Genomic DNA, 18,881 nt, shown 5'->3' with positions numbered 1-18,881 from the left:
GCCCCCGCCCAACCGATCAGAATCAGCCACGACGGTTCCCAGGCGTCACCCCACTCGCTAGCTTTCGCAGCACATTCGTTCAGCCGTTCAGAGATCCAGTCGTTCAGACCGGAAGGACTCCTGTGCACGCAACACGTCGCAGAGCCGTTGCTGTCGTGGCCGCCACCGCCCTGGCCACACCGCTCCTCCTGGCCGCGTCCCCACACCCCGGACGCCCCGCACCGCACGACCCCGGTAAGGAAGCAGCCAAGCTGTCACGGGAGTTGGTGAGGAAGACGTCCGCACATGACGCCCACCGCCACCTCCGGCAGTTCCAGGCGATAGCCGACTCCACCGAAGGTCACCGTGCGGCCGGCTCGCTGGGCCACGACGCCTCGGCGGCGTACGTCTACCGCCAGCTCCAGCGGGCCGGGTACAAGGTGTCGTACGAGAGCTTCCGCTTCACCTACACGGAGACGCTGGCCGAAAAGCTCTCCGTGGTGACGCCGACGCCCCGCGACGTCACGATCAAGGCCATGACGTACACCCCGTCGACGAAGACCGGCGGGCTGACGGCAGGGCTCCTCGCGGTGCCCGACGACGAGACGCCGGGCTGCGAGGCGGCCGACTACGCCTCCGCCGACTTCACCGGCAAGATCGCGCTGATCAAGCGCGGCGGCTGCTCCTTCGCCGCGAAGCAGGCGGCCGCCGCCGACGCGGGCGCGGCCGGAGCGGTCATCCACAACAACGTCGAGGGCGTCCTGTCCGGCACACTCGGCGAGGTCACCGCCGGCCGGATCCCGACCGGCGGCCTCACCCTTGAGGAGGGCGAGAAGCTCCTCGCCGACCTCGCGAGCGGCGAGGTCACGGTCTCCTTCGAGATCCGCGAGTTCCAGGAGGACCGCCCCACCCGCAACGTCATCGCGGAGACGCCCGGCGGCAGCACGGCACGGACCGTGATGCTCGGCGCCCACCTCGACTCGGTGACCGAGGGCCCCGGCATCAACGACAACGGCTCCGGATCCGCCGGTCTGCTCGATGTCGCCCTGAAACTGGCGAAGTCGAAGAGCAACCCCGCCAACAAGGTGCGGTTCGCCTGGTGGTCGGCCGAGGAGAACGGTCTGATCGGCTCGGAGAAGTACGTCGCGGCGCTCTCCGAGAAGCAGCGCGAGCAGATCGCGCTCTACCTGAACTTCGACATGATCGCCTCGCCCAACGGCGTCCAGTTCGTCTTCGACGGTGACGACTCCGATCAGGTCGGCGAGGGCCCCGGCCCGGAGGGCTCGGCCCAACTGGAGCGTGACATCAACGAGTTCCTCGACCGCAAGGGCAAGCCGCACGAGGGCACGGACTTCACCGGCCGCTCGGACTACGGGCCGTTCATCGAGGCCGGCATTCCCTCCGGTGGCACGGACACCGGGGCGGAGGGCATCAAGACGGCGGCCCAGGCAGAGGTGTTCGGCGGCGAGGCGGGGATCGCGTACGACCCCTGCTACCACGCGGCCTGCGACGACCTGGACAACATCGACATGGGCCACTTCGACACCAACATCGACGTGATCGCCAACGCCGTCGGGACGTACGCCCACGACCTGCGCTCCCTGACCCGCCCGGTCACCCCCGAGACCGGCACCGGCACCGGGACACCCGGCAGCGGCGGCGGCCTGCGCGAAGGGCACGGCCGGGACACGGAGTAACGGCCGCTCCGGAGCGCGTAACCGGCGAACCGGCGAACCCCGAGAACCACGAGTGAGCCCGGTGCGGATCCCGTACCGGGCTCACTCACCCCCACGCCCACGTCCGCGCCCACGTCCGTGTCCGCTACCCGTGTTCGCGCTCCCACTCGTCACCCCTCAGCAACCACTGTCCCGGTATCCCGCCCTATTCGGCTCTATACGGTGTTTGTGACGGCATCGCGGTGAGCTTCCCTGGCTGCGCCCGGTGGCCCTTGCCCGGTAGGCTTTCCGTGTGATCTTCAAGCGCATCGGAAATGGGAAGCCGTACCCCGACCACGGCCGGGAAAGCACCCGCCAGTGGGCGGACGTCGCGCCGCGTCCGGTTCGCCTGGACCAGCTCGTGACCACCAAGGGCCAGCTGGACCTGGAGACCCTCCTCGCCGAGGACTCCACGTTCTACGGTGACCTGTTCGCGCACGTCGTGAAGTGGCAGGGCGACCTCTACCTGGAGGACGGGCTGCACCGGGCGGTGCGCGCCGCGCTCCAGCAGCGCCAGGTGCTGCACGCCCGCGTCCTCGACCTGGGCTGACGGCGCCCCGGCACCCGCGCACCCCGCCGCCGGGCCACCGCGAAGCCGCCTGCACAACCCGCCCGGGTTCCGTACTCCACCAAGACCCCTATTCGGGCCTTTCGGGTGCTTTCACGCTCATCCGGGTGCCCTGCGTTGATCATTTAGTACGCATCATCACCGGGCCGCACTACGCTGCCTCCATGAGCATGCTCACTCCCCCCGGCATGGGCGGAAAGTACCGCATCACGGGCGACGCCTACCCCCGCATGCGCCGCCCCCGGCACCGCCGCAGGCTCGTCCTCGCGGGCATCGGAGCCGTCGCGGCCCTCGGCCTGGCCGGCTGGGGCACCCTGCAGCTCATCGACGTCTTCACCGGCGGCGACAAGAGCGCCGCCGCGGCCGGCCACAAGCGGGACTGCCCCACCCCGAAACCGTCGGCGGCCCCCGCCAAGGCACTGCCGAAACCGGCCGCCATCAAGGTCAACGTCTACAACGCGACGACGCGCACCGGGCTGGCCAAATCCGCCGCCGAGGAGCTTGAGAAGCGCGGTTTCACCATCGGTGAGGTGGGCAACGCGTCGAAGGAGTACGACAAGAAGGTGCCCGGCGCGGGCGTACTGCTCGGCGCACCGACCGCGACGAACGGCAGCTTCACGGTGCTCGGCACCCAGCTGGCGGGCACGGTGCAGAAGACCGACACCCGGAAGACGGGCGAGGTCGACCTGATCCTCGGGGCGAAGTTCAAGGCGTTCAGCACCCCGCAGGAGGCCACCGCGGCGATGGCGGCCCTGACGAAGCCGGCCCCGGCTCCGTCCCCCTCCTGCTGACCTGCTGAACCGCTGAACCCGCGCACCACACGAAAGCGCGCCCCGCTCCGGCACCCGCACGAGTCCGTACGGCGTCGGGGCGGGGCGCGAAACCGGGAAGGTCCGGCAGGCCCGGACCCTGTCCGACCTCTATCCGTCCCCTGTCCGGCTGTTCCGTCCCCTGTCCGGCCTATTCGGCCGTGCCGTACATACGGTCGCCCGCGTCCCCGAGGCCCGGCACGATGTAGCCCTGCTCGTTGAGCCGCTCGTCGACGGAGGCGGTGACGACGGTGACCGGGGTCCCGGCCAGCTCGCGCTCCATCACCTCGACGCCCTCGGGCGCCGCGAGGAGGACGACGGCCGTGACATCGTCGGCGCCGCGCTTGATCAGTTCGCGGATGGCCGCGACGAGAGTGCCGCCGGTGGCCAGCATCGGGTCCAGGACGTAGACCTGGCGGCCGGAGAGGTCCTCGGGCATCCGGGTCGCGTACGTCTCCGCCTCAAGCGTCTCCTCGTTGCGGATCATGCCGAGGAAGCCCACTTCGGCGGTCGGCAGCAGCCGCACCATGCCGTCCAGCATGCCGAGGCCGGCGCGCAGGATCGGGACGACGAGGGGCCGGGGGTGCGAGAGCTTCACTCCGGTCGTGGGAGTCACCGGGGTCTCGATGTCGACCAGCTCGGTGCGCACATCCCTGGTGGCCTCGTAGGCGAGGAGGGTGACCAGCTCGTCGGCGAGCCGCCGGAAGGTGGGGGAGTCGGTGCGCTTGTCGCGCAGCGTGGTGAGTTTGTGCGCCACCAGCGGGTGGTCGACAACGTGCAGACGCACAATGTCCTCCAAAGGGTCTGATCTGCAACTACGGCCGCAGGAGCGACCCAACGCTCAAGGCTACCGGCGGCGGAGCGAGGTGGCTCCCGAGGTGAACCGCGCCGCCCGGCACTCTGCGCTGGCATCAACCACCTGTTCGGGGGGAAGGTGGGGGCATACGGACCCAGCGCTGAGGTGGTGTGTCGATGGCTGACGGGGAACTGCGGCGCAACCCGGCCTTGAGCGGGCCGCGCGACGGGCGTGACGCCGAGGGCCCGGTGGATGACGTCGAGGACGCACAGGAGAGTGACGCGGCCCGCCGCCGACGACGCGCCCACTTCCTCCGTGAGCTCCACGAGGCCAAGCAGTTGCGCGACCGGGTGCAGCCGCGCCGGGCCCGTGCCGCCCGGATGCGGCAACAGATGCGGATGCGCACTTTCCGCTGGTGAGACCAGCCGACGAGCCCTCCCGTACCCCCTCCCGTACCACCGGCGCACTCCCTCGCTGATCGGCTCGTCAGGGAGAGGGCCGACCAGGCACTCCTGGAACTGATGGCCGACGCAACGGTCGAAGAGGTCTCGCACGGCGCTTGTTTCTGCCACGATGCCGATGGGGCGGGGCTCAGGACGGACGGATCACCGTTCGCCCTCCCGCCGGACCGATTCGCCTATGACAAGTGGGAGAGTCACGGTGTACTTCGCCGCACTGCTCGCGCGCACCGAAGACGGGTGGGAAGCGAGCGATACAGAGCTCGACGATGTGGAGACCCTGTCCGATCTGACGGATCTGGCCCGGGATGCCTCGGTGGACGAGGACACGGTCCTGGTCTATATCGAGCAGGAGGACGCCTGGTTCGGCGTCGTCCGGGTGGACGGTGAGGAGGACCCCCGAATCTACGTCTCGGACGCGTCCGCCGCCGCCCGCTCCTCGTACGGGGAGATCCTGCTCACCGACGAAATTCTCGGCCGCGAACCAGGGGCCGAGGACGAGATCGCCGCACTGGAGGAGCTCGTCGACCTCGACGGCACCCAGGACGGCGAACCGGAACGGCCCGCCCCCGCGGCCGCCGACCCGGACGACGACGCCCCCGACCCGGACGCCGTGCCGGCGGGGCCGATCGGTGAGCTCGGGGTCCTCGCCGACCTCGGGATGTCCGAGAAGGAGCTGCTCACCCTGCAGACCGACGCGCTCGCGGAGATCGCGGAGGCGGTGGGAGCGGCGGAGGTCCTGGAGTCGGTCCGCTGACGGGACCCGGATCCGGACCACCTCTCCGCGGGGGCACGTTCCACGTTCTCCGTCCCCGCACGCCTGCCCCCTTCACCACCTGTCCCGTCCAGTCCTGTCCCGTCCGTTAGGGTCCGCGGGTGACCGCACGACCGCCGATCCCCTCACCCGAGCCCGCCCCGGATCCCGTACCCGATCCCGTACGCGACCCCTGGCAGGCACCGATGCGCCGCGCCCTGGCCGAAGCCGCGCGGGCGGCGTCGGCCGGCGATGTGCCGGTCGGCGCCGTCGTCCTCGGCCCCGACGGCACCGAGCTCGCCGCCGCCCACAACGAACGCGAGGCCATCGGCGACCCGACCGCGCACGCCGAGATCCTGGCTCTGCGCCGGGCGGCCGAGGCCCACGGCGAGTGGCGTCTGACCGGCTGCACGCTGGTGGTCACCCTGGAGCCCTGCACGATGTGCGCGGGCGCGCTGGTCCAGTCCCGGGTGGACCGGGTCGTCCACGGGGCCCGCGACGAGAAGGCCGGCGCGGCCGGCTCCCTCTGGGACGTCGTCCGCGACCGCCGTCTCAACCACCGCCCGGAGGTGATCGGCGGCGTCCTGGAGGCCGAGTGCGCCGAGCAGCTGACGGCCTTCTTCCGCGCACTCTGACCCCGCGCCCCCGGGCCGCCGGGAACCGATTTCTGTCCACGCCCCGGGATGGTCTAAGCTCTCTCTCGGTAGCGTGTCCGAGCGGCCGAAGGAGCTCGCCTCGAAAGCGAGTGTGGCGTAACCCGTCACCGTGGGTTCAAATCCCACCGCTACCGCCATCGACGCCCTCCTGAACTGCGGAAACAACGTTCAGGAGGGCGTTCGCGTACCGTCAGGTGCAGCCCCGCCGTCACTTCCGCCAGAACAGGTGGTGCGTCACGCCGCTCGGGCTGGGCACCGCCTCCAGGTGGTAGCGGTCGAGCAGCTCGTCCGGCGACTCCCACAGGCGCAGGCCGGTACCCAGCTTCACCGGCGAGACCGCCACGTGCAGGGTGTCGACCAGTCCGGCGTCGAGGAACTCGCGGATCGTGGTGACTCCGCCGCCGAGCCGGACATCCTTGCCGCCCGCCGCTTCCCGTGCCCGGTCGAGGACCGTCGCCGGGTCATCGTCGACGAAGTGGAACGTGGTGTCCGACAGGGTGATCGACGGCCGCCCGTGGTGGGTCAGCACGAACACCGGCGTACGGAACGGGGGCTCCTCGCCCCACCAGCCGCGCCACTCGTGGTTCTCCCAAGGGCCTCGCTGGGGACCGAACTTGTTGCGGCCCATGATCTCGGCGCCGATGTCGCGTGCGTAGTCCCGCGTGAAGTAGTCGTCCAGGCCCCGGCTGCCGCCGGGGTCCGTGCGCATCGGCCAGCTCGCCGTCGCACCGGCCCAGGAGAAGAGCCGCCCGGGGTCGACGTGACCGAACGGACGCTCCAGGGTCTGGTCCTCACCGGCGGCGATTCCGTCAATCGAGACGTTGAAGTTCTGGACCCTCAGCAATTGGGTCATGCCATTCTCCTGCTGCAGTGTGCTGTGTGTTGTCGACGACGATGGTGAGACCTTCGGAGGGGGAGAACTCATCGGTCGAGCCTGGGACCATCAGGACCGGGCCGTTCACGGGTTCGCTGCCCCTTCGCCCACCGCCGCCCACGACCGTCCCCGTACGCTGCGGGGCCGCACTGCTTCAGCGATCAACGGGGGTTCTTGTGAGCGATCAGTCCGGCCGACCGGCCCGTAAGCCGTTCCTGTACGTCGTCGTGTGCGCGGCCGGGGTCGCCCGCGATGTCGACCAGCTGTTCGCCGCCGCGCAGGACGCCGGCTGGGACGTGGGCGTCATCGCCACCCCGCAGGGGCTCGGGTTTCTCGACACGGCGGCCGTCGAGGCGCGCACCGGTCATCCGATCCGCTCGGCCTGGCGCTCCCCCGGTGCCCCCCGGCCGCTGCCGGACCCGGATGCGATCGTCGTCGCGCCCGCCACGTTCAACACGATCAACAAGTGGGCGGCCGGGATCTCGGACACCCTGGCCCTCGGCATCCTCTGCGAGGCGTACGGGCTCGGTGTCCCCACCGCCGTCCTCCCGGCCGTGAACTCCGTCCTCGCCGCGCACCCCGCGTACGCCGAGAGTCTGCGGAAGCTGCGCGGCATGGGTGTCCTGGTCAGTACCCGCACACCACACACACCCGACTCCGGCGATGCGGCTGCCTTCCCCTGGGAAGAGGCCGTGGAGCTGCTCGCCCCCGGGATCTCCGCGCGAACGTCCCGGCGGCCTGCGTAGTCACGCGGCGTGGTGGCCTGCGCAGTCACGCGGCGTGGCGGGCAGCCGGCTGCGGCCCCTCGATGGATTCTCGCCGCCCGATAAGGTCATGGCCTGATAAAGAGATCACCAAGTGCGCGCGCCGCCGCACGTCTCGGGAGGAAGCCATGGGAACCCGCCGCACGTCACTGCCCGGAGTGGGTGCTCAGTACGACTTCACGACCGAGACGGGACAGCACATCTCGGTCGTCGTCCACCACGACGGTCGCCGGTTCATCGGTTTCTACGAACAGGACGACCCTGACGCGTGCCGGCTCTCCGTCCCCCTGTCGATGTCCGAGGCCACCGCGCTCGCGCACCTCATCGATCCGGCGCCCATCGACGCCGTACGGACCAAGGGCATCGACCTCGTCACCGAGCACATCCCGCTCGGGTCCCGCTCCCCGTACGGCGGGCGGCTGCTGGGGGAGACGCGGGCGCGGACCCGGACCGGGGCGTCCATCGTGGCGGTGCTGCGCACCCACAGCGCGCACCCGTCGCCGGAACCGGATTTTCGACTGGCCATCGGGGACACACTCGTCGCCGTCGGTACGCGTGAGGGCGTCGACGCGCTCGCCGAGATCATTGCGGAGGGCTGACCGTGCACGACACTACTGCGTTGCTGGTGGAGCTGGGAGCCGTCATCCTCGGGCTGGGGCTCCTCGGGCGGTTCGCGGGCCGGATCGGGCTCTCCCCCATTCCCCTCTACCTCCTCGCCGGGCTGGCGTTCGGGCATGGTGGCCTGATCCCGCTCAAGGCCAGCGAAGAGTTCACCATGGTGGGCGCCGAGATCGGTGTCATCCTGCTCCTTCTGCTGCTCGGGCTCGAGTACAGCGCGTCCGAGCTCGTCACCAGCCTCAAGACGCAGTACCCGTCCGGTGCCGTGGACTTCGTGCTCAACGCGACGCCCGGCGCCGTCGCCGCCCTGATCCTCGGCTGGGGCCCCGTGGGCGCCGTCGCGCTCGCCGGGGTCACCTGGATCTCCTCGTCCGGGGTGATCGCCAAGGTGATGACCGACCTCGGCCGGCTCGGCAACCGTGAGACACCCGTCGTCCTCGGCGTCCTCGTCATGGAGGACCTGGCGATGGCGGTGTACCTGCCGCTGCTCACCGCCATGCTCGCCGGGGTAAGCCTGGCCGGCGGCAGCCTCGCGCTCCTGATCGCGCTCGGGGCAGTCGGGCTCGTCCTCTACCTGGCCCTCCGCCACGGCCGCCTGATCAGCCGCGCGGTCTCCTCCGACAACCCGGAGATGCTGCTCCTGGTCGTCCTCGGCCTCACCGTCCTGGTCGCCGGTGTCGCCCAGCAGCTCCAGGTGTCCGCGGCCGTCGGCGCGTTCCTCGTCGGTATCGCGCTCTCCGGCGAGGTCGCCGAGGGCGCCCGCAAGCTGCTCACGCCGCTGCGGGACCTGTTCGCCGCCGTGTTCTTCGTCTTCTTCGGACTCTCCACGAACCCGGCCGACATCCCGCCGGTGCTGCTGCCCGCGGCCCTGCTCGCCATCATCACCACCTTCACCAAGATCGCCACCGGCTACTACGCGGCCCGCCGCGCCGGAATCGGCACGCGCGGCCGCTGGCGGGCGGGCGGCACCCTCGTGGCGCGCGGTGAGTTCTCCATCGTCATCGCCGGTCTGGCCGTGGCCACCGAGCCGCGCATCGGCCCCATCGCCACCGCGTACGTCCTGGTCCTCGTCGTCGTCGGCCCGCTCACCGCACGGTGGACGCAGCCCATCGCCGCGAAGATCGAGGCCCGTCGCGGCGGCGGCAAGGGCACGGGCGGTGCGGCGGAGACCGGGCCCGTCGCGAAGTCCGCTCCCGAGCGCCGGCTGCCGACGCACGACGGCCTCACCCCGGCGCCGGCCGGCGAGACGCGCGAATAGCCACGTCCCGCCCCTGCCCTGCCCTGCCCCTGCCCCTGCCCCTGCCGCTCGCCCCCGACGCGCGCGGCTGACGACGAAGCCCCCGGACACTCAACCTCGTGTCCGGGGGCTTCGCGCTTCCGTACGCCTCAGTGCGCGATGCCGTCGATCAGGTCCCGCGCTCCCTGACGGAGCAGTGCCACCGCGACGGATGTACCCAGGGTCGCCGGGTCCAGGGGGCCCGCCCACTCGTGCGCGTTCAGCACGGTCTTGCCGTCGGGCGTGAACACCTTCGCCCGCAGCGAGAGGTCGCCGTTCCGCTCGACTCGCGCGTACCCGGCGATCGGGCTGTTGCAGTGGCCCTGCAGCACATGGAGGAACATCCGCTCGGCGGTCGTCTCGCGGTACGCCGCCGGGTCGCCGAGGCCGCTCACGAGGTCGATGACGGCGTCGTCGCCCTCGCGGCACTGGAGGGCGAGGACCCCCGCGCCGATCGGCGGGCACATCACCTCGGGCGACAGGATCTTGGTGATCACGTCCGTACGGTCGATGCGCTCCAGACCGGACACCGCCAGGAGCAGCGCGTCCGCCTCGCCGGCCGCCAGCTTCTCCAGCCGGCGGTTGGCGTTGCCGCGCATCGGTACGCGGTCGAGGTGCGGGTGCGACGCGGCGAGCTGCGCGGAGCGGCGTACGGACGAGGTGCCGATCCGGGTCCCGGCCGGCAGCTCGTCGAGGGGCAGGCCGCCGGGGTGGATCAGGGCGTCCCGGATGTCGTCGCGCCGGAGGAAGGCGGCGAAGACCGTGCCCGCGGGCAGCGGGCGGTCCGCCGGGATGTCCTTGACGCAGTGCACCGCCAGATCCGCCTCCCCGGCGAGGAGCGCCTGGTCGACCTCCTTGGTGAACGCGCCCTTTCCCTCGACGGCGCTGAGATCGCCCATCCACTTGTCGCCGGTCGTCCTGACCGGGACGACCTCGGTACGGATCTCGGGGTGGAATCCGGCCAACTCGACGCGTACCCGCTCCACCTGAGCGAGCGCCATGGGGGAGTCTCGGGACACGATGCGGATCAGATCGACGGACATGGCGTCCACGATAGAGGTTCGGAGGCGGGTTCCGCCGAACGGACTCGGCCCTCATCTTCGGTTCTCGCAAGGGGTATTGAGTACCGGTCAGTTGTGCGAGACGACATTCGCCCGGCGCTTTCCCGGAGGGTGCGGAGCCGCCTCCCCGGAGGTTGCGGAGCCGTCCGATTCCAGCGCCCCGAAACACCCCGGCTGCTAACCTCTACACGTCTGTAGAGTTACCTCGGCCCCGGCTTCGCACCGCAACGCAGTCGCACCGCAACGTAGGGAGATGTCATGGCTCTGTGGGATCGCATCAAGGAATCCGCGTCGTCGATGCAGACGCAGTTGGAGGCGAAGAAGAACGAGCTGAAGTCGGGCTCGTTCCGGGATGCGAGCATGGCCATGTGCGCTCTGGTCGCCGCCGCCGACGGTTCCGTCGACCCGTCCGAGCGCCAGCGTGTCGCATCGCTCATCGCGGCCAACGACGTCCTGCAGAACTTCCCCGCGGACGACCTGCAGCGGCGCTTCAACGCGTACGTCGACCAGCTCACCGCCGACTTCGCCTTCGGCAAGGTCAGCGTGCTCCAGGAGATCGCCAAGGCGAAGAAGAAGCCGGCCGAGGCCCGTGCCGTGGTCCAGATCGGCATCGTCATCGGCGGCGCCGACGGTGACTTCGACGCGTCCGAGCAGGCCGTCGTGCGGGAGGCGTGCTTCGCACTCGACCTGCCGCCGCACGAGTTCGACCTGTAGGCCGGCCGGACCGCGCGGGGAGCCCTCCGAGAACCACGGGGCCGGCCGGGGAGCGTCACAGCTCCTTGGCCGGCCAGTCCAGCAGCCTCGCCCCGATGACCGCCGTCTGGAGGCTGTAGCGGTGGACCGGGTCCGAAGGGTCTGACCCGGTCAACTCATGGATGCGCTCCAGGCGGTACGTCAGCGCCCGTACGCTCAGCGTCAGCCGACGGGCGGTCTCGGCAGCGACGCAGCCCGCGTCGAAGTAGACCGCCAGCGTGTTCAGCAGCGGTTCCGCGCCGCCCCTCGCCTTCTGGAGCGGGCCCAGCTCGCTGCGCACCAGATCGGCCATCGCCTGCCGGTCCCGGGTCAGCACCGGGTAGACCAGGAGATCCGAGGCGTACAGCACCGGGTCGCCCATCCCCATCCGGTCCGCCAGATCGAGGGCTTCGAGCGCCTCGTCGTACGAGTGGACCACCCCGCCCGGCCCCTTGTGCGGGCGGCCGACCGTGACCCGGCCGCCGTCCGTCGCCGCGTGCGCCTGCTTGGCGAAGTAACGCAGGACGTCGGGCTGGCTGCCCGGGGCGATGCAGACGATCCGGCCGTCCTTCGTCGTCAGCAGGATCTTGCGGCCGCTGAACCGCGACAGCAGCGCCGTCTCCACACTGCGCGGCACCGCGTCCGTCTCCGTGTAAGCCTCCGGGCCCGACGCCACCGCGACCGCGTGCGCCCGGGAGAGCCGCAGGCCGAAGCGGGTCGCCCGCTCCGCCAGGCGGACCAGATCGCTGCGCCCGTAGAGCAGATCGTCGATGAACTCCCGGCGCGCCGCCTCCTCCCGGCGCACCGTGAGCCGCTGGGCGCGCTCGAAGCCCTCGGCGAACGCGTCGACCGCCTGCTCCACCGCGGCCAGGACGGCGTCGGTCACAGCAGGGGAGTTTCCGGCAGCGGCACGCGGCCAGGACTCACGCGTCTGCGCCAGATGCATCGCCACCAGGGCACGCAGTTGGTGGCCCGCATCCGCCGCCGCACGGCCCAGCGCACGGCGCGCCTCCAGTTCGTTACGCGTCAGACGGCGGCCGGTCAGGGCGACTTCACCCAGGATGTCGGCATAACTACCCAGCATTTCCTCGGGAACCCCTGGCTCGTCCACGCACTCCCCTCCAGCCTTGCAACAGTCCTGTCATTTCCCCAACGCACACGGGGAGGTGCCGGTGCCCGGCATGAGCACAGCGTAAAGATTGCCGGGATCCGGCAATGCACTGGGCGGGTCCCGGCTGACAGGATCAGGTCAGCAACAACACGGGGGAAACACACGGGGGAAACACACGGGGGAAGCACGGGGGAGCACGGGGAACGGGGGAACAACCCGGCCGTTGCGGCTGGCTACGGCCACGCCGCAGCGCCGGGGCCCCGTCGCCCGCGGCCGCTCGCCGCCCCCGTACCGACATCAAGCACGCGCACCGCCTCGGGGCCCGTGCGCAGAACCGCTGGGGGGGGTGGGACCGATGGACGAGTTCCTGGGCGCGGCACTCGGATTCCCCGCCGTCATCTTCGGCGCCGCTCTGGTGGTCGTCGTCTGCTTCTGGCTGCTGGTGCTGGCCGGGGCCGTCGGCCACGACTCCTTCGACGGGGACCTCGACACCGGCCCGGCCGGTCTCGGCGGTGTCCCGGTCTCCGTCTCCATCTCGCTGCTGGTCGTCTTCTCCTGGTTCGGCAGCCTGACCGGTACGGTCCTGCTGCGCCGGAGCGAGACCGGCACCGCCACCCGCGCCGTGCTCGCCATCGCCGTGCTCGCCGGGTCGCTGTTCCTCGCCTGGGCGGCCGTCCGCCTCCTCGTCAACCGCTTCCGCCGGTACTTCCCGGCGGAACCTCCGCCATCGCGGCTGGACTTCGTCGGGAGCGTCTGCACGATCCGCACCGGCTCCGTCACCGCGACGTTCGGCCAGGCCGAGGTCGTGTCACACGACGGATCGACGGCCATCGTGCAGGTCCGCCGGGCCGAGCCCTTCCCGCCCCCCTCCCGGCTCCCCGAGCCGGGTGCGGCGGAAGCGCCACTCGTCATGGGCGGCTCCGGACTCCTCTACGCATACGACGAGGACGGCGAGTTCTTCTGGGTCTCGTCCTACGACGCGGCGCTCGATCCGGGCCCGAACATCCGACCGCACCAACCGCCGGGCGGTACGAACGGCTGACCCGGGCGGGCCGGCCGGGGCTTCGGGGCTCCGCTGCTCCGGACCGCCCTGACAGACACACCCGTGAGGCCCGTCCGCCGGCGCTGTCCGTCTCCGTCACGGCCGGCCGTCCTACTTCGCTTGTGCCACATCCGTACCACCAAGCCGCCAAGGACTCTTCTATGGATGCCATCTCCTTGGGCATCGGCGTGCTCATCGCCGCTGTCCTGCTCATCGTCGTCGCCATCGCCTTCGTCATCACCCGGCTGTTCCGCAAGGTCGAGCAGGGCAAGGCCCTGATCATCTCCAAGACCAAGAAGGTCGACGTCACCTTCACCGGCGCCGTCGTCCTGCCCGTGCTCCACAAGGCCGAGACGATGGACATCTCGGTGAAGACGATCGAGATCCGCCGCGCCGGGCGCGAGGGCCTGATCTGCCAGGACAACATCCGCGCCGACATCCAGATCACCTTCTTCGTCCGGGTCAACAAGACCGTCGAGGACGTCATCAAGGTCGCGCAGTCCATCGGTACGGGACGGGCCAGCGACAAGGTCGCCATCCAGGAGTTCTTCGCCGCGAAGTTCTCCGAGGCACTCAAGACCGTCGGCAAGCAGCTCGACTTCGTCGACCTGTACACCAAGCGCGAGGAGTTCCGGGACCGGATCATCCAGGTCATCGGTACCGACCTGAACGGCTACCACCTCGACGACGCCGCGATCGACTTCCTTGAGCAGACCCCGATGGCCCAGCTCGACGGGGCCAACATCCTGGACGCCCAGGGCATCCGGAAGATCACCGAGCTGACCGCCATCGAGCACGTGCGCACCAACGAGTTCCAGCGCACCGAGCAGAAGGAGATCACCCGGCAGGATGTCGACGCCCGCGAGACGATCCTGGAGCTGGAGCGCCGGCAGGCCGAGGCGGAGATCAAGCAGCGCCGCGAGGTCGAGGTCCTGCGGGCCCGCGAGGAGGCCGCCACCGCCCGGGTGCAGGAGGAGGAGCGGCTCGGTTCGCAGAGCGCGTTCATCAAGACCGAGGAAGAGCTCGGCATCCAGCGCGAGAACCAGGCGCGGGAGATCGCCGTCGCGCAGAAGAACCGCGAGCGCGTCATCGCCGTCGAGAGCGAGCGCATCGAGAAGGACCGGATGCTGGAGGTCATCGGGCGTGAGCGCGAGACCGAGCTGAACCGGATCGCCGCCACGAAGGAGGTCGAGGCCGAGCGCCGCGAGGTCGCCGACGTCATCCGGGAGCGGATCGCGGTGGACCGGACGGTCGCCGAGCAGGAGGAGTCGATCCTCACCCTGCGCGCCGTCGAGGACGCCGAGCGGTCCCGCAAGTCGGTCATCATCGCGGCCGAGGCGGAGGCCCAGGAGAAGCTGGTCAAGGACATCAAGGCGGCCGAGGCCGCGGAGGCGGCGTCCACGCACCTGGCGGCCGAGCAGCTCACGCTCGCCGAGGCCCGGCTCAAGACCGCGGACCTCGACGCGCAGGCCAAGCTGCGGCTCGCCGAGGGCATCCAGGCCGAGACGGCCGCGCCCGGACTCGCCGCCGTACAGGTGCGCGACGCGGAGGCTGACGTCACGGAGAAGGCCGGTCTCGCGGAGGCCGAGGCGACGGCGGCCCGGCTCAAGGCCGAGGCGGAGGGCTCGCGGCTCCAGGCGCTCGCCACGGCGGAGGGCACCCAGGCGCAGGCGACCGCCGACGCGGCGGTCATCGGCGAGAAGCTGAAGGCGGAGGCCGCGGGGCTCACGGAGAAGGCGGCCGCGATGGCGGCGCTGGACGAGGCGTCGCGCGGGCACGAGGAGTACCGGCTGCGGCTCGACGCGGAGAAGGAGATCCGGCTGGCCGGCCTGGAAGTGCAGCGGCAGGTCGCCGAGGCGCAGGCCACGGTCCTGGCGACGGGGCTGGAGAACGCCGACATCGACATCGTCGGCGGCGACTCGGTCTTCTTCGACCGGCTCGTCTCGTCGGTCTCGCTCGGCAAGGCCGTCGACGGGTTCGTCGACAACTCGCAGACCGCGCAGGCGCTGGCGGGTCCGTGGCTGGACGGTTCGTCGTCCTTCACGGACGACATCAGCCGGGTGCTGGGCTCGTTCTCCACGGGCGATGTGCAGAACCTGACGGTGTCGGCGCTGCTGATGAAGCTGATGGGGCCGGGGTCGTCGGGGGCGGCCTCGGGGCAGATGCAGCAGCTGCTGGCGGCGGCGAAGGAGCTGGGGCTCGCGGATCTGCCGGTGTCCTCGCTGACCGGTGCGGCGGGCGGCGGTAGGCAGATGGCTCCGGCCGCTGATGTCACGTCCAGGAACGGGGCCGGGGCGCTCAAGTAGCCCCGTCCCTGCCTCGTCCGGCGTTTGAGAACGGAACCCCTGGCCGGGGGCCCGCTGGTCCGGGTTGCGTCCCACGGGGGTGGGCGCACCAGGACCGGCCTGCCCGTCAGGGGCGGGCCCACCGAGCCCGGGGTTCCGTCCTCGAACGCCGGACGGGCTGGTACGACCGGGCCCGGCCCCGTACGCCGGAAAGCAGGCCCGGACGGGCTGGATCACCGGGCCCGCCCCCGCACGCCGGTAGGCGGGCCCACCGGCGTGAGGGTTCCGTCTCGAACGCCGGACGGGCCGAGTGCGAAGAATCACGTAGGGAGCCGTACGCATGGACAGCGACATCACCGCCACCGTCACCGCGCCTCAGGGCGGGGAGGGCGATGTGGGCGCCGGCGCCTACGAGGTGCTGCGGCGGCGGCTCTCGGCGCAGGCCGGGGAGCTCGTGCGGCGGGCCGAGGCGCTCAACGCCCGGCGGACCGAGGAGTTCGGGTCGACCGGGCTGCGGCTGCTGGCCACCGAGCAGGTGCGCACCGAGCGGGCCTCCGTGCCGCGGGACCTCGTCGCCGTGGGCGGGAAGCTGCTCTTCGGCTTCGAGCGGGGGCCGGGCGCGCGCGGGGAGGCCGGGGTCGAGGACGTACTGCTCGTACGGGACTCCGCGCCGCAGGGCGACGCCCCGGACGTCCCGGACGCCCCGGACGTGGAGTCCACCCTTCTCGACGACGAGGACTTCCGGCGCGAGTTCTCCTCCCTCCACCGCTACTTCCGCGACGCCCGTCTCCTGCGGCTGCGGCGCGTCGACGGCAAGCTGCTGGCCGTCTTCCGCACCGGGGAGAACGCCGAGGACATCCGGGTCCTGCGCTGGGCCCTGGGCGCGGACGGGTCGCCGGGGGCGTTCCTCGACGCACAGGGCGAGCGCGACCATGTCTTCCCGCCCTCCCACGACTTCGCGTGGACCGTGGCCGGGCGCGAGGCACACGTCCCGGGACGCCATCCGCACATCGCCGTCGGCAAGGGCGGCGGGCTCTTCGTCGACACGCTCGGCGGGACGCTGACCGTCAAGGTCACCGACGACACCGAGTCGCCGGACGGGATCTACGAGGAGCCCGTCGACGAGCCGTTGCAGTCGCTGGCCGACGCCGACGTCGAGTACGCGGAGGTCGGGCCGCTGGTGCTGCTGCGCGTGCGCCCCTACAAGGAGGACGCCTGGCGCCACCTGGTCTTCAACTCGCTGCTCTCCACCGTGCGGCGGCTCGACGGCATCGGGCCCGCCTGCCACCGGCTGCCCGAGGACCAGGGGATCATCTTCCCCGGCGGCTACTACCTCACCACCGGCACCGCGAAGACCTTCGACACCGCCGAGGAGCTGACCGAGCCGGTCTTCGAGGGCGCGGTCCGCTCGCCCAACGGGGAGGACGTGCTCTACGTCTTCCGCTCCCGCGACGGCCTCCGCAGCCTCCTCCTCCCCTACAACCTGATCCGCCAGGAGGTCGCCACCCCGCTCACCGGGGGCGGGCACGCTCTCCTCGACGACGGGACGCTGATCCTGCTCCGGGACAACCCGGACGGGCCCGCGCGCGTGCACCCGTCGCAGCGCTGGCAGACCCCGTACGTCTCCGACACCTACGCCGCCGCCCGCCCCGCCGGGACCGGGCCGCTCGCCCGGACCGGCAACGCCGACCTGGTGCGCGGGATCTCCGACTGTCTCGCCCTGGCCCACGGCGTACGGGACATGACGCCGACGACCGCCGTGTACGGGCAGCTCGCCGCCGACTGCGCCCGCGCCCAGGACCGGTACCACTGGCTTTCCAACCCCGAACTGGGCGCGCTCGCCGAGCCGTTGGAGGAGCTGCGGGCAACCGCACAGCAGGTGCTGGCCGAGTTCACCGCCGTACAGGAGCTGACCCGGCGGGCCGCCGACGCGCTGGAGGAGACCGCCGTCCGCATCACCGCGCTGGTGCGACGGGTGCGCGGCGAGGTGCCGGGTTCGGCGTCCGTCTGGGTCGAGCGGCTTACCGAACTACGCCAGGCACACGGCCACTTGGCGACGGTCGGCGAGATGCGGTACGCCGACGTCGAGCGGATCGCGGAGCTGTCCGCGCGGACCGAGGACGACATCGCGTCCGCCGCCCAGCGGGCCGTGTCGTTCCTGGCCCGCGAGGACGCGTTCGACGGGTATCACGAGGACATCGCGGGACTCGTGGCCGAGGCGGGTGCGCTGGAGACCGTCCGGGACGCCTCCGCCGTGACCGACCGGCTGGCCGCGATGACGCAGGGGCTGGCCACCGTCACGGACGTGGTCGCCGGCCTGGAGATCGGCGACGCCACCGTGCGCACCTCGATCCTGGAGCGGATCGCGGAGGTGCTGGGCGGTGCCAACCGGGCCCGCGCCACGCTGGAAGCGCGCCGCCGGGAGCTGCTGTCGAAGGAGGGGCGGGCCGAGTTCGCCGCCGAGTTCGCGCTGCTCGGGCAGGCCGTCACGGGCGCGCTGGCGGCGGCCGACTCGCCGGAGGCCTGCGACGACCAGCTGGCCCGGTTGCTGCTCCAGTTGGAGAACCTGGAGTCGCGGTTCGCGGAGTTCGACGACTTCCTCGCCGAGCTGTCCGAGCGCCGCACCGAGGTGTACGAGGCGTTCTCGGCACGCAAGCAGACCCTCCAGGACGAGCGGGCGCGACGCGCCGAGCGGCTGGCCGGGTCGGCGGACCGGGTGCTGGAGACCATCGCCCGGCGGGTGGCCTCACTGGAGGACCTCGACGCCGTCCACACCTACTTCGCCTCCGACCCGATGGTCGCCAAGGTCCGCCGCACGGCCGACGAGCTGCGCGAACTGGGCGACCCCGTACGGGCGGAGGAGCTGGACGGGCGGCTGAAGGCGGCCCGCCAGGAGGCGGGCCGCGCCCTGCGCGACCGCACCGAGCTGTACGCGGACGGCGGGTCCGTGATCAAGCTGGGCCGCCACCGGTTCGCCGTGAACACCCAGCCCTTCGACCTGACGCTCGTGCCGGCCGGGGAGAGCCTCGCCTTCGCGCTGACCGGGACGGACTACCGGGCCCCGGTCACCGACCCGGCGTTCACGGCGGCCCGCCCGTACTGGGAGCAGCTGCTCCCCTCGGAGAACGCCTCCGTCTACCGCGCCGAGCACCTGGCCGCCCGGCTCCTCGACGAGCACGGGGCCGGACACCTCACCACCCTCGCCGACGCCGAACTGTCCCTGATGGTTCGGGAGTCGGCGGCCGAGGCGTACGACGAGGGGTACACACGGGGCGTCCACGACGAGGACGCCACCGCGATCCTGGCCGCCCTGCTGCGCCTGCACGCGGACGCCGGGCTGCTGCGCCACGAGCCCGGGGCGCGGGCGGCCGCCCAGCTGTTCT

The 18,881-nt window shown here is 71.4% G+C and carries 17 protein-coding genes and 1 tRNA gene; 14 read left to right on the top strand and 4 right to left on the bottom strand.

Annotation, left to right across the window (positions count from 1 at the left end; all coding sequences use genetic code 11):
* Positions 1–155: 155 nt before the first annotated feature.
* The 3 genes from B9S58_RS02715 (at position 156) to B9S58_RS02705 (ending at position 3,053) form a co-directional block, all read left to right on the top strand.
* Complete coding sequence (locus B9S58_RS02715; protein ID WP_181009161.1) at positions 156–1,676, top strand: M28 family metallopeptidase; 1,521 nt, start codon at positions 156–158, stop codon at positions 1,674–1,676.
* Between the two features lie 271 nt (positions 1,677–1,947).
* Entirely contained in the window at positions 1,948–2,244 is a 297-nt protein-coding gene (locus tag B9S58_RS02710; protein WP_003967677.1) for a type II toxin-antitoxin system VapB family antitoxin, read from the top strand.
* Positions 2,245–2,450: 206 nt separating this feature from the next.
* Positions 2,451–3,053: a LytR C-terminal domain-containing protein gene (locus B9S58_RS02705; RefSeq protein WP_103530543.1), complete on the top strand. Its 603-nt coding sequence runs from the start codon at positions 2,451–2,453 to the stop codon at positions 3,051–3,053.
* Positions 3,054–3,222: 169 nt separating this feature from the next.
* On the opposite strand, the gene upp is transcribed toward B9S58_RS02705, so the two are convergent.
* The gene (upp, locus tag B9S58_RS02700) at positions 3,223–3,858 is read right to left on the bottom strand and encodes a uracil phosphoribosyltransferase (protein WP_103530542.1); all 636 of its coding nucleotides are present in this window, start codon (positions 3,856–3,858) and stop codon (positions 3,223–3,225) included.
* 185 nt (positions 3,859–4,043) lie between these two features.
* Here upp and B9S58_RS02695 point away from each other — a divergent pair, with 185 nt between their 5' ends.
* The 4 genes from B9S58_RS02695 to B9S58_RS02680 all read left to right on the top strand — a co-directional run bounded on the left by B9S58_RS02695 (position 4,044) and on the right by B9S58_RS02680 (position 5,872).
* Positions 4,044–4,286, top strand: a complete 243-nt coding sequence (locus B9S58_RS02695) for a hypothetical protein (RefSeq protein ID WP_103530541.1) — start codon at positions 4,044–4,046, stop codon at positions 4,284–4,286.
* Between the two features lie 241 nt (positions 4,287–4,527).
* Positions 4,528–5,082: a hypothetical protein gene (locus B9S58_RS02690; protein ID WP_103530540.1), complete on the top strand. Its 555-nt coding sequence runs from the start codon at positions 4,528–4,530 to the stop codon at positions 5,080–5,082.
* Between the two features lie 203 nt (positions 5,083–5,285).
* Positions 5,286–5,714: a tRNA adenosine(34) deaminase TadA gene (gene tadA, locus B9S58_RS02685; protein ID WP_103530539.1), complete on the top strand. Its 429-nt coding sequence runs from the start codon at positions 5,286–5,288 to the stop codon at positions 5,712–5,714.
* 67 nt (positions 5,715–5,781) lie between these two features.
* A tRNA-Ser gene (locus tag B9S58_RS02680) sits at positions 5,782–5,872 on the top strand.
* Between the two features lie 71 nt (positions 5,873–5,943).
* On the opposite strand, the gene B9S58_RS02675 is transcribed toward B9S58_RS02680, so the two are convergent.
* Positions 5,944–6,588 carry a dihydrofolate reductase family protein gene (locus B9S58_RS02675; RefSeq protein ID WP_103530538.1) on the bottom strand — a complete coding sequence of 215 codons (645 nt, stop codon included), beginning with the start codon at positions 6,586–6,588 and terminating at the stop codon, positions 5,944–5,946.
* Positions 6,589–6,785: 197 nt separating this feature from the next.
* Here B9S58_RS02675 and B9S58_RS02670 point away from each other — a divergent pair, with 197 nt between their 5' ends.
* The 3 genes from B9S58_RS02670 (at position 6,786) to B9S58_RS02660 (ending at position 9,249) form a co-directional block, all read left to right on the top strand.
* Positions 6,786–7,355 carry a flavoprotein gene (locus B9S58_RS02670; RefSeq protein WP_103530537.1) on the top strand — a complete coding sequence of 190 codons (570 nt, stop codon included), beginning with the start codon at positions 6,786–6,788 and terminating at the stop codon, positions 7,353–7,355.
* A gap of 146 nt (positions 7,356–7,501) precedes the next feature.
* The gene (locus tag B9S58_RS02665; protein WP_103530536.1) at positions 7,502–7,972 is read left to right on the top strand and encodes a cation:proton antiporter regulatory subunit; all 471 of its coding nucleotides are present in this window, start codon (positions 7,502–7,504) and stop codon (positions 7,970–7,972) included.
* A 2-nt stretch (positions 7,973–7,974) separates the two neighbouring features.
* The gene (locus B9S58_RS02660; protein ID WP_103530535.1) at positions 7,975–9,249 is read left to right on the top strand and encodes a cation:proton antiporter; all 1,275 of its coding nucleotides are present in this window, start codon (positions 7,975–7,977) and stop codon (positions 9,247–9,249) included.
* Between the two features lie 128 nt (positions 9,250–9,377).
* Here B9S58_RS02660 and hemC read toward each other — a convergent pair whose 3' ends face one another.
* Positions 9,378–10,310 carry a hydroxymethylbilane synthase gene (hemC, locus tag B9S58_RS02655; RefSeq protein ID WP_103530534.1) on the bottom strand — a complete coding sequence of 311 codons (933 nt, stop codon included), beginning with the start codon at positions 10,308–10,310 and terminating at the stop codon, positions 9,378–9,380.
* A 276-nt stretch (positions 10,311–10,586) separates the two neighbouring features.
* On the opposite strand from hemC, the gene B9S58_RS02650 reads away from it, so the two are divergent.
* Positions 10,587–11,042, top strand: a complete 456-nt coding sequence (locus tag B9S58_RS02650; RefSeq protein ID WP_103530533.1) for a tellurite resistance TerB family protein — start codon at positions 10,587–10,589, stop codon at positions 11,040–11,042.
* Between the two features lie 55 nt (positions 11,043–11,097).
* Here B9S58_RS02650 and B9S58_RS02645 read toward each other — a convergent pair whose 3' ends face one another.
* The gene (locus tag B9S58_RS02645; protein ID WP_103530532.1) at positions 11,098–12,171 is read right to left on the bottom strand and encodes a CdaR family transcriptional regulator; all 1,074 of its coding nucleotides are present in this window, start codon (positions 12,169–12,171) and stop codon (positions 11,098–11,100) included.
* 355 nt (positions 12,172–12,526) lie between these two features.
* On the opposite strand from B9S58_RS02645, the gene B9S58_RS02640 reads away from it, so the two are divergent.
* From B9S58_RS02640 to B9S58_RS02630, 3 genes are all read left to right on the top strand, one after another.
* The gene (locus B9S58_RS02640; protein WP_103530531.1) at positions 12,527–13,213 is read left to right on the top strand and encodes a hypothetical protein; all 687 of its coding nucleotides are present in this window, start codon (positions 12,527–12,529) and stop codon (positions 13,211–13,213) included.
* A 161-nt stretch (positions 13,214–13,374) separates the two neighbouring features.
* Positions 13,375–15,519 (top strand): hypothetical protein, encoded by a 2,145-nt coding sequence (locus B9S58_RS02635; RefSeq protein ID WP_103530530.1) that lies wholly within the window; start codon positions 13,375–13,377, stop codon positions 15,517–15,519.
* A gap of 319 nt (positions 15,520–15,838) precedes the next feature.
* Positions 15,839–18,881 (top strand): DNA repair ATPase (locus tag B9S58_RS02630; RefSeq protein ID WP_181009160.1); only part of this gene is annotated, 3,043 nt, incomplete at its 3' end.

This window comes from Streptomyces sp. SM11 (assembly GCF_002910905.1).
Lineage (GTDB): Bacteria > Actinomycetota > Actinomycetes > Streptomycetales > Streptomycetaceae > Streptomyces.
The sequence above is the reverse complement of the archived record's forward strand: the minus strand, read 5'-3'. Positions and strand labels throughout refer to the sequence as shown.

Excerpts from the sequence above, each read along its gene's own strand:
- B9S58_RS02635 (WP_103530530.1), top strand. The coding sequence starts at position 13,375 with ATGGATGCCATCTCCTTGGGCATCGGCGTGCTCATCGCCGCTGTCCTG.
- B9S58_RS02650 (WP_103530533.1), top strand. The coding sequence starts at position 10,587 with ATGGCTCTGTGGGATCGCATCAAGGAATCCGCGTCGTCGATGCAGACG.
- B9S58_RS02695 (WP_103530541.1), top strand. The coding sequence starts at position 4,044 with ATGGCTGACGGGGAACTGCGGCGCAACCCGGCCTTGAGCGGGCCGCGC.
- tadA (WP_103530539.1), top strand. The coding sequence starts at position 5,286 with ATGCGCCGCGCCCTGGCCGAAGCCGCGCGGGCGGCGTCGGCCGGCGAT.
- B9S58_RS02675 (WP_103530538.1), bottom strand. The coding sequence starts at position 6,588 with ATGACCCAATTGCTGAGGGTCCAGAACTTCAACGTCTCGATTGACGGA.
- hemC (WP_103530534.1), bottom strand. The coding sequence starts at position 10,310 with ATGTCCGTCGATCTGATCCGCATCGTGTCCCGAGACTCCCCCATGGCG.
- B9S58_RS02665 (WP_103530536.1), top strand. The coding sequence starts at position 7,502 with ATGGGAACCCGCCGCACGTCACTGCCCGGAGTGGGTGCTCAGTACGAC.
- B9S58_RS02640 (WP_103530531.1), top strand. The coding sequence starts at position 12,527 with ATGGACGAGTTCCTGGGCGCGGCACTCGGATTCCCCGCCGTCATCTTC.
- B9S58_RS02705 (WP_103530543.1), top strand. The coding sequence starts at position 2,451 with ATGGGCGGAAAGTACCGCATCACGGGCGACGCCTACCCCCGCATGCGC.